The 14,767-nt window shown below is 45.7% G+C and carries 13 protein-coding genes; 1 reads left to right on the plus strand and 12 read right to left on the minus strand.

All coding sequences use genetic code 11. From position 1 onward, the window contains the following. Positions 1 to 2 precede the first annotated feature (2 nt). From G469_RS0107305 to rpsA, 11 genes are all read right to left on the minus strand, one after another. A complete protein-coding gene (locus G469_RS0107305) occupies positions 3 to 854 on the minus strand; it encodes an amino acid ABC transporter permease (protein WP_028264496.1) in 852 nt (283 codons plus the stop codon). After that, the gene (locus tag G469_RS0107310) at positions 851 to 1,510 is read right to left on the minus strand and encodes an amino acid ABC transporter permease (protein ID WP_028264497.1); all 660 of its coding nucleotides are present in this window, start codon (positions 1,508 to 1,510) and stop codon (positions 851 to 853) included. The genes G469_RS0107305 and G469_RS0107310 overlap by 4 nt, the downstream gene beginning before the upstream one ends. 111 nt (positions 1,511 to 1,621) lie before the next feature. Continuing rightward, positions 1,622 to 2,596: a glutamate ABC transporter substrate-binding protein gene (locus tag G469_RS0107315; RefSeq protein WP_028264498.1), complete on the minus strand. Its 975-nt coding sequence runs from the start codon at positions 2,594 to 2,596 to the stop codon at positions 1,622 to 1,624. A gap of 211 nt (positions 2,597 to 2,807) precedes the next feature. Further along, positions 2,808 to 3,863, minus strand: coding sequence for a M20/M25/M40 family metallo-hydrolase (locus tag G469_RS0107320; RefSeq protein WP_028264499.1), 1,056 nt, complete (start codon positions 3,861 to 3,863; stop codon positions 2,808 to 2,810). Positions 3,864 to 3,896: 33 nt separating this feature from the next. Then, positions 3,897 to 5,150 (minus strand): peptidase T, encoded by a 1,254-nt coding sequence (gene pepT / locus G469_RS0107325; RefSeq protein ID WP_028264500.1) that lies wholly within the window; start codon positions 5,148 to 5,150, stop codon positions 3,897 to 3,899. A 69-nt stretch (positions 5,151 to 5,219) separates the two neighbouring features. Next, a complete protein-coding gene (locus tag G469_RS0107330) occupies positions 5,220 to 6,287 on the minus strand; it encodes an ABC transporter ATP-binding protein (RefSeq protein WP_028264501.1) in 1,068 nt (355 codons plus the stop codon). Positions 6,288 to 6,289: 2 nt separating this feature from the next. Further along, positions 6,290 to 7,387 carry an ABC transporter ATP-binding protein gene (locus G469_RS0107335; protein WP_028264502.1) on the minus strand — a complete coding sequence of 366 codons (1,098 nt, stop codon included), beginning with the start codon at positions 7,385 to 7,387 and terminating at the stop codon, positions 6,290 to 6,292. Between the two features lie 13 nt (positions 7,388 to 7,400). Continuing rightward, positions 7,401 to 8,357 carry an ABC transporter permease gene (locus tag G469_RS0107340; RefSeq protein ID WP_028264503.1) on the minus strand — a complete coding sequence of 319 codons (957 nt, stop codon included), beginning with the start codon at positions 8,355 to 8,357 and terminating at the stop codon, positions 7,401 to 7,403. Next, positions 8,357 to 9,292 carry an ABC transporter permease gene (locus G469_RS0107345; RefSeq protein WP_028264504.1) on the minus strand — a complete coding sequence of 312 codons (936 nt, stop codon included), beginning with the start codon at positions 9,290 to 9,292 and terminating at the stop codon, positions 8,357 to 8,359. Before G469_RS0107345 ends, G469_RS0107340 begins: the two co-directional genes overlap by 1 nt. Before the next feature lie 156 nt (positions 9,293 to 9,448). Then, a complete protein-coding gene (locus tag G469_RS0107350) occupies positions 9,449 to 11,077 on the minus strand; it encodes an ABC transporter substrate-binding protein (RefSeq protein WP_028264505.1) in 1,629 nt (542 codons plus the stop codon). Between the two features lie 218 nt (positions 11,078 to 11,295). Continuing rightward, the gene (gene rpsA / locus G469_RS0107355) at positions 11,296 to 12,528 is read right to left on the minus strand and encodes a 30S ribosomal protein S1 (protein WP_028264506.1); all 1,233 of its coding nucleotides are present in this window, start codon (positions 12,526 to 12,528) and stop codon (positions 11,296 to 11,298) included. Positions 12,529 to 12,898: 370 nt separating this feature from the next. On the opposite strand from rpsA, the gene G469_RS0107360 reads away from it, so the two are divergent. Continuing rightward, positions 12,899 to 14,209, plus strand: coding sequence for an L-cysteine desulfidase family protein (locus G469_RS0107360; protein WP_028264507.1), 1,311 nt, complete (start codon positions 12,899 to 12,901; stop codon positions 14,207 to 14,209). Between the two features lie 10 nt (positions 14,210 to 14,219). Here the strand turns inward: G469_RS0107360 and rnhA are convergent, their stop codons facing one another. Further along, positions 14,220 to 14,765, minus strand: coding sequence for a ribonuclease HI (gene rnhA / locus G469_RS08730; protein ID WP_245579135.1), 546 nt, complete (start codon positions 14,763 to 14,765; stop codon positions 14,220 to 14,222). Positions 14,766 to 14,767: the final 2 nt, after the last annotated feature.

Genomic DNA, 14,767 nt, shown 5'->3' on the forward strand with positions numbered 1-14,767 from the left:
AATTACACGGGCTCTTCGTTAGAGCGACCCAAAACCTGTGTACCGCTGCGACGCGCCAAGTAAATGGACAGCTGGTTAATAACGTAGTTGAGCAAAATATAAATGAGCGCCACTACAAAGTATGTGGACACCAGTGCATCGTAATTGGTGATAAGTACACGCGCATTTTGCAACAGGTCAGGATAGCTCACAATGTACGCCACCGTGGTGTCTTTTACTACAACAACCAGCTGCGAAATAAGCGAAGGAATAACAAATTTAATTGCCTGTGGTAGCACAATCTTAAACGTTGTTTGCGTACGACTCATACCTAAAGAAATGGCTGCTTCCCGCTGCCCCTTAGGAACTGCATTCATGCCGGCACGGAGTACTTCTGCCAAAACGCCAGAGGCTGCAAATGCAATAGGAAGGGTAAGCATCCAAAACGTAGGCAATCTCAAACCATACTGTGGAATAACAAGAAAGAAAAAGTAAATCAAAAGCAGGCTAGGAACACCGCGGAAGAAGTTAATAATCACGCGAGAAATAGTGCTAAGTACAGCAATCTTGGAGCGACGACCCAACATAAGCACCAAGCCCAAAAATAGGGCAAGAATACCTGCAGTGATAGAAACTTCTAACGTACCTACAAAGCCTTCGGCCAAAAAACGCCACGTGGTCCAGTAGGTAAAGAAGCGCCAGTAGGAAGCAGATAACTGACCAGTAACATAAAAACGATGTACAATTGCCAGCACACCAAGCGCAACCAATATAGACGCAACAATGGTACCTATAAGAATCTTACGCTGTGTCTTTGGACCAGGCTGCTCGTAGAGGACATCGCGCATGGATGTGGTATCGCTATGAGCATTCATCGCTTAATCCTCACTTTCTTGTCGAGCTTATCGCCAGCAAAACCAATGACAAACGCCGTAAGGGCATATCCTAAAGCAGAGATCATAAAGGGTAAAATACCACCAACAGAACGTGTGTTAATAAAGGAAACCAAGCCCGTAAGCTCATGGGGAGACAGAGGAACCTGAGAGCCAAGCGCCGTAGTAAGCATAACGGCAATAAAAAGGTTGGTCATAGGCAAAATGGCCGAACGCAGTGCTTGGGGAATCACTACAAGGCGGAGCATTTGCATAAACGACAAACCCAAAGAGCGCGAAGCCTCAATCTGACCTACACCAATGGTATTGATGCCACTCATAAAGTTTGCAGAGCCAAATGCCGATGCAATAAGCACCGTGGTTACAATAACGCATTCACGATAATCAAGCACTACCTTGAGGTTCGGCAGCGCATACACACAAATAACCAGCAAAGAAATGCCTGGGATGTTGCGAAATATCTGTACGTATAAGTCTCCCACCTTGCGCAAAGGCGCAATAGGGCTTACGCGCAGTACGGTAATAAACATTGATAAAAGCATGACAAAGGCAAACGAAACCAACGTCATAGACCAGGTAGTAAGTAAGGCCTGAACATACATATCACCATAAGTAGAAATAAGCTCCGAAAAACTCAAGGTACACCTCCCCAAAATGTAATAACGGCCCTCCGTGCATAGTAGCGTCACGAAGGGCCATTGCTTACTTAAACAGAGATTCTCTTGTGCTACAAAAGAAACCGAACTGTCTTAGCCTTCAATAACAGGAACATCAGGAGTTTCTGAAATGCCAGCACGATCACCAATGCAAATCTTCCAGAGCTGAGCCCAAGTACCATCTTCAATAACCTTCTTAAGGAAGCTATTAACAAAGGCTACGCCATCAGAGTTAAGAGGCAAACCAACGCCATAGTTATCCTTAGGACCAAAGGCATCACCAGCAAGACGGTACTTGCCAGGATTCTTGACCATGGCACCAGTCTGCATGGTGATATCAATAACATAGGCATCTACACGACCCTGCTCCAAAGCAGTGCGCGCTTCCTCATCCGTACTGAATTCTTGGATGGTTGCCTTAGGAGCAACATCTGCCAAGATGGAAGGACCAGTGGAGCCAGACTGAGCTGCTACGGTCTTGCCAGCCAAGTCATCCACGCTGTTGATATCCTTGTTATCAGCCTTTACCAAAATACCTTGCTGTGATGTGTAGTAAGGACCTGCAAAGGAAATAACCTTCTTACGGTCATCATTGATGGTATAGGTAGCAAATACTGCATCTACCTGATCATTTTGAAGTACAGACTCACGAGTATCAGAGGTTACCTGCGTTACCTCGTTCTTAGTCTGATCGCCCAAGATATAGCGAGTAAGCAACTGATAAAGACCAGCATCAAAACCACGAACCGTGTTGTCCTTCTCATTGAGCAAAGCAAACAGAGTTGATGTCTTTACACCACCAACACGAAGAGTGCCTGCAGACTTAACCTTCTTTGCCCACTCAGAAGCATCAATATCGGTATCAGAAGCAGTGGTACCCTTAGCGATAAGCTCATCGTATGCCTTTGCATCAAGCTCGGGAGAAGCAGACTTTACCTCATCGTCCTTCTTAATTTCTTCGCCCTCACTGCAACCAGCAAGTGTCAAAACAGCAGCTGTTGCTGCACTGCCAAGGCCAAGAGCAACAGCTTGACGCCTATTCATCATAAAATTTGAAATCTTCTCCATGAGGTGTCCTCTCAAGAATAAAACTGGATATACCAGACCCTTTACACCATGCGTAAATGTATTGGGTTATATTCCCCAAATTCGGGAGTATTTACAATCATTATAGAAAGGAGACCAACAAAATTGGTCTCCTCCACTATCATGTAATTGCTATTTTACAAAATCAACACGTAATAGTTACAGTTAATTTTTGTAATATAAGGTAGATGGCTTACTTAGCATGTTCATCCATGACATAGGCACGAGTAAGCTTGGCGGTTTGCACCAATGCATCCACATGACAGCGTTCACGACCGTGTGTGTTAAGACAAGCCATACCAAAAGCGCCGCTCTTTATATTGTTGCCCAAACAATACGCAGCAGCCGCATCCGTAGAGTAACGGAAACATACTTGTGTATTCCACTTACCTTCATCACATACCTGTTGAGCTGCAGTAATAAGTTGGTTAGAAAGCTCCCAATCGTATGGTCCACGTGCATCAGAAACAATAACGCCTACAGAATGCTCATCGCCATCATAGTCAGGACCAATCAGCGTAATATCTAAAGCAACATACTCGCTTACCTCGGCAGGCACAAAAGCTCCACCATGGCCAATTTCCTCAAAGATAGGAAATGCAAAAAGCGTATCAAATGCAGGTTTCTTACCCGTAGCCTTCATCCACTGTAGAGTATCTAAAAGCACAGCTACAGCGGCCTTATCGTCAATATAACGGCCAACTATATAGCCGTTATCATATGACACAAAGTGAGGATCAATAGCAACAATCGCACCAGGAGTTACACCCAGTGCGCGAGCATCATCCACTGTAGAAACGTCACCAATAATGGAAATGGACATGTGATCTTCATCACGGGGAGCTTCTTTGCAATCTTCAAAAACGTGTACAGAATGCTTATTGCAAATTACCTGACCATCAACCACATTACCATTGCGGCAGTGAATGCGTACGGTTTCCCCTTCGATGGAATGATAGTTAATACCACCTAGCTGGCGAACACGCAAAGTGCCATCATCATTAAAGCCACGGACGATAAGACCAATGGTGTCTAAGTGGGCACCTAAACAGACCGTTTTACTGGAATCATTACCAGCCACTCGCACATACGCAGTAGACTTGTTGTCCGTATACATGCTATAGCCCATATCATCAAGCAGTTGCTTAAGATAGGCATGAATTTCTGGGTAGTAACCAACGGGGCTATCTACCTCAATAAGGTTACGTGTTGTGTCAATCAAATACTGAGCATCAATGTCATATGTCATGAGTTTCTCTTCCTCCTCATACGGTATATATATTTAAGCTACCTGGGGTTTTGCGTACAATGCAACCAACTCTTGCAACATGTCTACCATTGCCTCTAACTCTGGCACAGGTACAAACTCGCGCACGCCATGAGCATTGTAGTAACATGCGGATAAATTTGCACAGGCAAAACCACGGAAAGATAGCTGGCTGCCGTCAGTACCACCACGCATAGGAATGCAGGTCATCTCGGTATTAATACTTGCATAGGCACGACGTGCGTTATCAATCAGGTGCTTGTACTCAGGCTTAGTAACAATGTCCGCTAGGTTGTGATACTGATCATGTACCTCAACTGTCAGAACCTCTTGTTCAAATTGAGTATTTATAAACGCAGCAGCATCGCGCATGGTTTGCTTGCGCTTCTCTACCAAAGCTTGGTCATGATCACGAATAATATAGTCTGCTGCAGCCTGCTCACAGTCACCACTCATACGCTCAAGATAATAAAAACCATCATAGTCCTGAGTATATTCAGGACGTTCTTGCGCAGGAATCATCTGATGAAACTTCATGATAGTCTCAGCTGCGTTAATCATAACGCCCTTGGCGGTACCCGTATGGACAGACAACCCCTTAGCACGCACATTTACCTCAGCAGCATTAAAGGTTTCGTAGCAAAACTCACCCAAAGGACCACCATCAATGGTGTAGCCAAAACTTGCACCAAACTTTTTAATGTCCAGCAAAGCGGCACCATGCCCAATTTCCTCGTCAGGCACAAAAGCTATTGAAATGCGAGGATGGGGCAAAGAAGGATTGTCCTTAAGGCGTGCAAGAAGCGAGACAATCATTGCTATACCAGCCTTGTCGTCACCACCTAACAGTGAGGTGCCGTCTGTGGTAATAAGGTCCCAACCAATCATGTTGGCAAGATGGGTATTGGTTTGAGGAGAAACGTAAACTTCTTTACCGTCACGATCTGTACCAATCACCAACTTACCGCCCTCATAATGCTTAATCTGAGGGTGGACGGGATTACCATAACTTTGCCAAGCAGTATCCAAATGACAGCACAAGCCAAGTGCAGGAAGATCTTCTGCACCCTCAGAAGCAGGCCAATAGGCCGTAAGATAGGCATGTTCATCTACCACAACATCCTGTGCACCCAACTCTTTCAAGTCATCAGCAACTACGCGAGCAGCCTCAAATTGACTGGGTGTAGAAGGAACGGTATCCGCTGTCAAAGGATTAGACTGTGAAGCAACCTCGCAGTATTTTATAAAGCGATCAACAACATCACTCATAACATGCCTTTCATAACGGTAGGGCCCGCTACCTGTGCGGACCCTACAAATTCACAATTGACGTAACTATTACACCACCGCATTTTCAGCCATACTTGCCACCAACACGGAATTAAGCGAAAGTTCACGCTCTGCTTCAGACAAAGTCTTGTCATACAGATGGCAAGCGCACATATGACCGCTTTCCACCTCAAAAAGCTTAGGTTCTCGCTCAGTGCATACCTTCATACATTTGGTGCAACGCGTATTAAATACGCAGCCCTTGGGAGGATTGGTGGGGCTTGGAACATCACCTTGTAAGATTTGCTTATCTTGAATGCGTTCATGTGCAATCCGAGGAATAACATCCAATAAGGCCTGGGTATAGGGGTGTAAGGGTTTCTCAAAAAGCTCGTCCTTGCTTGCCAGCTCCATCTCGTGACCAAGGTACATAACCATAACAGTATCGGAAATATGTTTTACAACCGAAAGGTCATGACTAATAAAGATATACGAGAGGCCCAATTTTTCTTGTAGCTCTTCTAATAAGTTAATAACCTTTGCCTGAACCGAAACATCCAAAGCAGAAACTGGCTCATCGCATACCACAATCTCTGGAACTAGGGCAATGGCACGAGCAATGCCAATACGCTGACGCTGACCTCCAGAAAACTCGTGTGGATAGCGGTATTTGTAAGACAAATCCAAATTTACCGCTTCCATGACCTCCTCAATACGGCGGTCACGATCTTCCTTGGTCTTACAAACGCCTGCAATATCCAAAGGCTCGGCAATGATGTCGGCAACTGTCATGCGAGGGTTAAGTGAACTATAGGGATCTTGGAAGATGAGTTTGAGCTTCTGTCGAGCCTCAGTTAGCTCATTGCCACTCAAACTTGTAAAATCTGTATCTCCCACATAGACCTTACCGCTGGTAGGTTCGGTTAAACGCAAGATACACTTACCGGTGGTAGATTTTCCACAGCCGGACTCACCTACAATGGCAAAAGTCTCGCCACGGTGCAGTTCAAACGATACGTCCTCCAAAGCATGAACGGTCTGAGAAGCCTTGCCAAAAAAACCCTTCTTAATGGGATAACGCTTGGTAAGATGTTCTGCCTTTAAAACCACATCGTTGGAATCAAAATTTTTGCCCATGCCTATTCACCCCAGCTATCTGTATACATCCAGCAGGCAACCCTATGGTTCTTATCGCCCTTAACCGGCTCAAACTCAGGAGCATGTCTGCGGCAAATATCCTTTGCAAAGGGACAACGAGGATGGAAAGGACAACCATGAGGCATCTCTGCCAGCATGGGAACATTACCAGGAATTGCATAGAGGGTATCTACAGCAGAATCCAGAGAAGGAATAGAATCAATAAGACCCTTGGAATAAGGATGTAAGGGATTGGTAAACAGCTCTGGCGCTACGGTATACTCCACTTTGTGACCAGCATACATTACCAAAACCCAGTCTGCCATCTCGGATACAACACCCATGTCATGCGTAATAAGCATGACAGCCATGCCTAGTTCCTCTCGCATGCGATCAATAAGCTGCAAAATCTGAGCTTGGATAGTCACATCCAAAGCTGTGGTAGGCTCGTCACAAATAAGCAATTCTGGTTGACAAGCCAAAGCCATAGCAATCATGATGCGCTGACGCATACCACCAGATAACTCATGCGGATAGCTTTTGAAGATCTTCTCGGGAGCAGGGATACCAACCAGCTTAATCATCTGAAGTGCACGGGCATCTGCATCCTTTTTGCTCATCTTGGGATTATGAACCAAAATGCCCTCGCGAATTTGCTTTCCCGCTGTCATAACAGGATTGAGCGAAGTCATGGGTTCCTGGAAAATCATACCTAGCTTATTACCACGGTATTGACGCATCTCATCAGCTGTCAGTTTGGTCATGTCTACACCGGACAGCTCAATAGAACCATTGGTAATCTTTGCTGGAGGCGTAGGCAACAAGCCCATTACAGCCAACGCCGTCATAGACTTACCACAGCCGGACTCACCTACAACTGCCAGAGTTTCTCCCTTGCGCATGATGAAAGACAAATCCGTAATAGCAGGCAATGCACCATCCTCAGTAAAGAGGGTGACACTCAAATCCTTTACGCGCAAAAGTACTTCTCGGCGGTCGCCTTCTTTAAGACGAGCGCCTACCAAGTCTTCTGCCAGCTCTGCATATTCCTGAGCAACAACATCGGAATTGGTCACATGTTTAATTTCTTTCTCGGTCATGTTTCCTCCTCCCTTATGAACGCATCTTGGGGTCAAGTGCATCACGCAGTGCATCGCCCAAAAGATTGAATGCCATTACCGTAATGATTACCGCCAAACCAGGCACAATAGAATAGTTAGTATTGGACTGGATATAAGGTTGCGATGCAGAAATCATCTGTCCCCAAGAAGCCATAGGAGGTTGAACACCCAAACCCAAGAAGGACAATGATGCCTCGGACAAAATGGCATTAGGAATACCTAAGGTCGAGACAATAATGAGTGTGGACACGCAGTTAGGAAGCAAGTGCTTCATAATGATGCGCCAACTTTTACCACCACTCAAAATACAAGACTGAATGTATTCAGAGCTCTTTAAGCGCATCACGTCACCACGCACTAAACGTGCAGTACTAGTCCACATAAGCAGACCCAATGCTACATACAGGTTAGTCAAGCCAGGACCCATTACAAACATCACAACGATGGCAAAAAGTAAGAAGGGGAATGACGAGAAGACCTGGATGATGAAGGAGATAACGGCATCTACCCAGCCACCAAAATAGCCAGCGCAAACACCAGCAAAGAAGCCAATGAGAAGTGCAAGTAACTGAGATACTACGCCTACAGACAAAGAAACACGGCAACCATAGATGATGCGCGATAAAATATCGCGTCCAAACTCATCTGTACCAAAGAGGTGTGCAGCAGAAGGATTCTGCAACATATCTCCCAAAGATTGAGCATCAGGATCGTAGGGAGCAAGCAAAGGAGCAAAAATAGCCACTACTACCAATACCGCAACTATACCTAGACAAAACATGCCCAGTTTATTTTTCTTAAAAATGTTCCAGCTTACCGCCCAATAGCTCTCTGCGCGCTTCTTTGATGAAGCAATGCGCTCGACTGTTTGAGCTTGAGCGGCAGACGCAGCAATACGCTCAACTTCCTTGGTTTTTTTGGAAGTATTGTCATTTGTTAACAGTGCCATTATTCTGCTGCCTCCCCTCCGAGTCGAATGCGCGGGTCTACTACTGCATAGAGAATATCTACAAGCAAGTACACGACAACGCAGATAAATGCAATGTACATAACGCCACCCTGAATGAGAGGTAGATCGCGTGCATTAATTGCATCCAACAAAAGCTTGCCCATACCAGGTATGCCAAAAACGGACTCGATAAGCAATGAGCCGGTAAGGATGTTACCCAACTGCGTACCAGCAATGGTAATGATAGGAATCAGAGCATTACGCAAACCATGAACCAAAATGATGGCACGAGGCTTTAGTCCCTTAGCTTCTGCCGTACGCATAAAGTCTTGGTTAAGCACATCCAACATGGAAGTACGTGTAACGCGAGCAATAGATGCAGCATATTGCGTACCTAATGCAATAACGGGAAGAACGTAGCTGGCAGGCGTTTTAACACCTGAAAGAGGGAACCACTTGAGGGTAAGAGCAAAAATAATTTGTACAATAATTGCCACCCAAAAAGAAGGTGCAGAAATACCCAAAATGGAAAGCGTCATAAGTGTGCGATCTGGCCATTTACCATGGAAAACAGCAGCAAGTACGCCAATTACTAAACCAAAGACTAACGCAAACAAATAGGCTAATCCTGCAAGCGTACCAGTAATGGCAATTGCTTTACCAATCAAAAAGATAACAGGCTTTTTTTGCGTATAAGATGTACCAAAATCGCCGCCAAGCATTCCGGTAAACCAATTGGCATACTGTTCGGGAATAGGCTTATCAAGACCCATGTTGTGTCGTACTTGAGCAATAGTTTGCTCATCGGCCATGTCGCCCATCATGATGCGAATGGGATCTCCAGGAACAATATTAAGTACAAAAAATGTAATAAGCGAAATACAAAAAATAACGCCCAATGCCTGTAAAACCCTCTTTGTGAGGAAGCTCCTCATCTGGCCCCTCCTATCCTTTACGAGACACACTATTCATATATGCAATGCATCCAAACCACCGTAATTTCTTCCTTATGCATTGAAAAGATGAAACAAAGGCGCTGCTTTTTGCTGCAGCGCCTTTTAGTGTGTTATACCTTAGACTTTGCAGGTAATTTAACCAGCGTAATCATCCTTAGTAGTATCAATGTCAATATCAATAGCATGGTAAATCAGGTTGCCAACCTTTGCATTCAGGACATAGTCCTTCGCAACAAAGGCGCCCTTCTGCCAATACAGAGGAAGCGTTGCATAGTCTTCACGCGTAAGCAGATTATCTGCCTGCTTATAGTTTTCTGCGCGCTTATCGGCATCCAAGTCTACACGAGCATCCGACACCAGCTTATCAAACTCAGGATTGTTGTAGAAGGAAGACTTCTTAGCAGCGTTACCGCTATAGAAATAGGTATACATGTGATTATCTGCATCTGCATACAGTGGGAACCAACCTAAAGCAGTAATCTGCAAGCTACCATCTGCCCAATCAGATGACCAAACGCCAGCATCCTCAACCTGTACATCAAGCGTAACACCAATTTCCTTCCAGTAAGACTGGATGGCAACAAGCTGCTTTTGATTAAGACCAGCACGAACCTTAGCAGAAAGCTTAAGATCGGAAACACCAGCTTCCTTAAGCAATTCCTTAGCCTTATCTACGTTGTACTCAAATGCAGGAGCATCCTTGTCATAACCAGGAGTTGCAGGAGCAAGCCAACCAGAAGCAACGGTTGCGTTACCTGCAATAAGGGTATCTACCAGCTCTTGGCGATTAATTGCTAGGGAAAGCGCCTGGCGAACGCGCTTATCGGTAAGTCCCATGCCATCCTTAAGGTTAAGATTTATAAACTGGGTACCCAGCATGTCATAACTCGTAATAAGGTCCTTAACCTCGGCATCTTTGGAATACTGTGCATACAGCGTAGCATCCAAATCACACATATCAATGTCGCCATTCTTAAAAGCGAGCATCTTGGTATTAAGATCGTCATAGTATACGTAGTGGACCTCGTCCAATGCAGGAGTACCATCGTGGTAGTCCTCAAACTTCTCAAGAATAACCTCATTGGTATCATCGTTGGACTTTACCTTGTATTTACCAGTACCAATTACATCTGTACCAGTACCCCACTTTTCGCCAGCCTTCTCACACGCATCTTTGGGGAAGATATGAGCATAGGAAATACCCAGGTTATTAACAAAAGTAACCATAGGAGTAGCAAGCGTAAAGGTAAAGTGGGTGTCATCCTCAACAGTAAGGCCTTCAAGCTCAGTGGCAGTACCAGCCAGCATCTCTGAAGCGCCCTTAATCACGTCATACATATAGGTAGACTTAGCACCCGTAGCAGGCAAAAACATACGCTCGAAGGTATACTTTACATCATTGGCGGTAAGGGTCGTGCCATCGTGGAACTTGATACCCTCTTTAAGCTCACACTTAAGGGTAAGGGCATCAGACTCAAACGTAGGAATTTCCTTGAGCAAGCAAGGAACAAGCTCGTTGTCCTCAGTCCAGCGCAAAGGTGCCTCAAAGATAGAGTCTGCGATGGAGGAGCTACCAGAAGAAGTGGACTTTTGCATATCAAGGCCCATTTTTGCATTGGACTGACCAAATTTAAAAATCTTCTTCTTGGAATTAGAGCTGGAACCAGTACCAGCACAACCTGCAAGACCTGCGGTTGCGGCGGCACCAGCTGCGATGGCAGAGCCCTTAAGGAAACTGCGGCGGCTAAAGGAATTCTCCAACATGTGCACACCCTTTCTTAGTAAACAATAGACTTCACTGTCAAGATAACCAAGATAAGAAATCTCAACTAGTGTTGCCCTTGTACTATGAAGCATCTTGAGCTGCACAACAAGCGAGTTCATCAACTAGAAATAGTAATGTTACTTAGACGATAAACAAGAAGCCCGTCTCCATATGCGAAGACGGGCTTACATCAAACTTTATAAAAAACTAGAAGAGTCTACTCCTCGGTAGTCTGCTCAGCAGTTTGTTCTGCAGAAACCTCTGCCTCAGTTGCCTCAGCTACCTCAGCCTCAGCTTCAACTACAGGAGCAACCTCACCCTCGAGAGGTTCTACATCAATGTCAATACCCAGAGTCTCGGCAGCTGCCTTCATGGACAGAGAGATACGACGACGATCAAGGTCAATCTCCATTACCTTAACCTGTACTGTATCGCCCACCTTGCATACCTGTGCAGGAGCATCAACGTGCTGCTTTGCCATCTCAGAGATGTGTACCAAGCCCTCAATGCCGTCACCAAGATCAACAAAGGCACCAAAGGTAACAAGCTTGGTTACGCCACCCTCAACGATTGCGCCAACGGGATATTTCTTAACAAGGGTGTGCCAAGGATCCTCGGTGGTCTGTTTAAGACCAAGGGAAATGCGCTCGCGGCTCAAATCAACATCGAGTACCTGAACCTCAACCTCTTGGCCAACCTTAACAACCTCAGATGGATGGTTAACGTGGTTCCAAGAAAGCTCAGAGATGTGGATAAGACCGTCAATACCACCAAGGTCAACAAAGGCACCAAAGTCAACAATGGAAGATACGTTGCCCTTAAGACGCATACCAGACTGAAGCTGGGTAAGAATCTCGGAACGCTCAGCCTTACGAGCTTCCTCAAGAACAACGCGACGAGAAAGAACAACGTTGTTACGATTGCGATCCATCTCGATTACACGAGCCTCAATACGAGTACCCATGTATGCGGTAAGATCCTTAACGCGACGAAGGTCAACCAAGGAAGCAGGCAAGAAGCCACGCAGACCGATGTCAAGAATCAAGCCGCCCTTAACAACCTCAATAACCTCACCCTCGACATTCTCGCCACCATTGAACTTCTCTTCAATGCGATTCCATGCGCGCTCATACTCAGCACGCTTCTTGGAAAGGATAAGACGACCATCCTTGTCCTCCTTCTGGAGAACCAAGGCTTCAATTTCGTCGCCCATGTTTACAATGTCGGCAGGGTTAGCATCCTTGCGAATGGACAGCTCGCGAACAGGAATAACGCCTTCAGACTTAAAGCCGATGTCCAGCAGGACCTCATCGCGCTCAATCTTAACGATAGTACCAGTTACCAGGTCATTCTCGTCAAAGTCGGTAATAGTACCGTCGATGAGGTTGTTCATCTCCTCGTCAGAAATATCGTCGAGAGAGAAGATGGACGAGTTCTGAATCTCACTCAAAGGTGGACCCCTTTCAAAAGCGGGGCCCCGATTGCCATGGTCATCGCCTGCAGTGTGGGAAAAATGCCTGACACCAACTACGGAAAATTACATGCTCGGGGGCCAACAGATACGGATGTATGTCCGTCCTAGACATACGTTTGAAAGAATAACTGTTTTGTGCTAGTTATTTCAAGTTAAAAGCGCACTTTATTGAGGAAAAATTGAGGAAAAATCATGTATTCCATCATTTATTGCCAAAGCTATGGAAGACGCAGCCTCTCACAAAAATTGAAACAATAAACGATACAATGCAGTTTACATACAGCTAGTAATTTAATTTTCAATTTGTATTGAACTCTAAGATTATCACAGACATGCAGGGGGAACTGTGAATACAACTGCTTATGCTAATCACCTATCTATCCTTAAAGAGGAGCTTGTTTGTGCACTTGGCTGTACCGAGCCTATTGCCGTTGCTTTTGCTGCAGCACTTGCGCAAGGTGCACTCCCCTGTCGCGCCGAGAAACTCAGTGTAGTGTGCAGTGGCAATATTATTAAGAATGTCAAAAGCGTAACCGTTCCCAACTCCGATGGGATGCGTGGTATTGAAGCAGCAGCAACCTTGGGTTGTATTGGTGGTGACCCCACTCGTGTACTGGAAGTACTTCAAGCTGTTACCCCTCATGACATCATGCAAACCCGCAATCTACTTACTCAAAATTATTGCGAGGTTGAGCTTGCAGAAGGCGTTCCCAACTTGTATGTACGCATAACCGCTCAAGGTAAGGGACATACCTCAGTCGCTTGTTTGGTGGAACGCCACACAAACGTAACAGAACTAACTTTGGATGGAACTCCCGTTGAGGTGGCTGGTTTTGGTGTGGGCATATCTAACTGTAATGACATCAATGCGGCTAGTGCCGAGCGCTCCGCTTTGTCCCTCAACTCCATTTGGGAGTTTGCTCACGAGGTACACCTTGATGACATTGAAGAACTTATCAACAACCAAATTAAACTAAACCGTGCCATTTCTGACGAAGGCCTCAAAAACTCATGGGGAGCCAACATTGGCTCTACGCTCCTAGCAAGTCGTCCTCATGATATTTCTTGTCGTGCACGTGCTGCCGCTGCTGCTGGTTCTGATGCTCGCATGAGCGGATGTCCCATGCCCGTTGTTATTAACTGTGGCAGTGGCAACCAGGGCATTACTTGCTCTCAACCCGTTGTAGAGTATGCCGCTGATTTAGGTGTAGATCACGAGAAACTCATGCGTGCTGTTGCCATGTCTGATTTAGTAGCAGTACATGTAAAGCACTACATTGGTGAGCTTTCTGCCTTTTGTGGTGCCGTATCCGCAGCATGCGGTGCGGGGGCTGCTATTACCTATCTACGTGGTGGTTCGCTTGCCCAGTTTGAGGCAACCGTTGTCAATACGCTTGCTAATGTAGGAGGTATTGTATGTGATGGCGCTAAACCCAGCTGTGCTGCTAAGGTTTCCGCCTCAGTTGATGCCGCCATTCTTGGCTGCGATATGGCCTTATCTGATCACAACTTTAAGGCTGGCGATGGCCTCGTTGGAGAAAACGCTGAGGAAACCATTCGCTCAATGGGCTATGTTGGTCGTGTAGGCATGCACCCAACTGACGTAGAAATTCTTAATATCATGATTGGTAAAACAGACGTTAATGCTCAAGCCTAAACATTCAAATCTAGGCTTGAGTGAAACCTGGATCTTCTATAAGAGAAGTTCCATCTGCAGCAGTAGTTGCTAGCTCATCACAGCGCTCATTGAGTTTATGGCCGGCATGTCCTTTGACCCATACCCAACGAACAGCATGATTGTGTGCCGCCGCAATTAGACGCTGCCATAAGTCCACATTTTTAACTGGCTGCTTGTTGGATGTTTTCCAGCCACGTTTAATCCATCCTGCAACCCAACGCTGATTAAAGGCATTAACTACATATTGAGAATCACTATGTAGTTCCACATTACAGGGACGCTTAAGTGCCTCAAGTGCCACAATAGCTGCCAAAAGTTCCATACGATTATTGGTGGTTTTGTAATACCCCTGAGAGAGCTCAAGGGTTTTAGTTTCTCCTGCTGAGTTGGTATACCTAAGCACTGCACCATACCCTCCACGCCCAGGATTTCCCCTTGAAGCACCATCCGTATAGATAAGTACCTGTGGACCCTGAAGCGCCACCGACGAAGGAACTTCATCTGTTTTAAAGGAAAAGTCATCAAAGCTTGCCATGG

The organism is Atopobium fossor DSM 15642 (assembly GCF_000483125.1).
Classification (GTDB): Bacteria; Actinomycetota; Coriobacteriia; order Coriobacteriales; family Atopobiaceae; genus Atopobium; species Atopobium fossor.

What these genes read in the sequence shown, in the direction of transcription:
- G469_RS0107305 (WP_028264496.1), bottom strand. Translation starts at nt 854, where the DNA reads ATGAATGCTCATAGCGATACCACATCCATGCGCGATGTCCTCTACGAG.
- G469_RS0107315 (WP_028264498.1), bottom strand. Translation starts at nt 2,596, where the DNA reads ATGGAGAAGATTTCAAATTTTATGATGAATAGGCGTCAAGCTGTTGCT.
- G469_RS0107320 (WP_028264499.1), bottom strand. Translation starts at nt 3,863, where the DNA reads ATGACATATGACATTGATGCTCAGTATTTGATTGACACAACACGTAAC.
- pepT (WP_028264500.1), bottom strand. Translation starts at nt 5,150, where the DNA reads ATGAGTGATGTTGTTGATCGCTTTATAAAATACTGCGAGGTTGCTTCA.
- G469_RS0107330 (WP_028264501.1), bottom strand. Translation starts at nt 6,287, where the DNA reads ATGGGCAAAAATTTTGATTCCAACGATGTGGTTTTAAAGGCAGAACAT.
- G469_RS0107335 (WP_028264502.1), bottom strand. Translation starts at nt 7,387, where the DNA reads ATGACCGAGAAAGAAATTAAACATGTGACCAATTCCGATGTTGTTGCT.
- G469_RS0107340 (WP_028264503.1), bottom strand. Translation starts at nt 8,357, where the DNA reads ATGGCACTGTTAACAAATGACAATACTTCCAAAAAAACCAAGGAAGTT.
- G469_RS0107345 (WP_028264504.1), bottom strand. Translation starts at nt 9,292, where the DNA reads ATGAGGAGCTTCCTCACAAAGAGGGTTTTACAGGCATTGGGCGTTATT.
- G469_RS0107350 (WP_028264505.1), bottom strand. Translation starts at nt 11,077, where the DNA reads ATGTTGGAGAATTCCTTTAGCCGCCGCAGTTTCCTTAAGGGCTCTGCC.
- rnhA (WP_245579135.1), bottom strand. Translation starts at nt 14,765, where the DNA reads ATGGCAAGCTTTGATGACTTTTCCTTTAAAACAGATGAAGTTCCTTCG.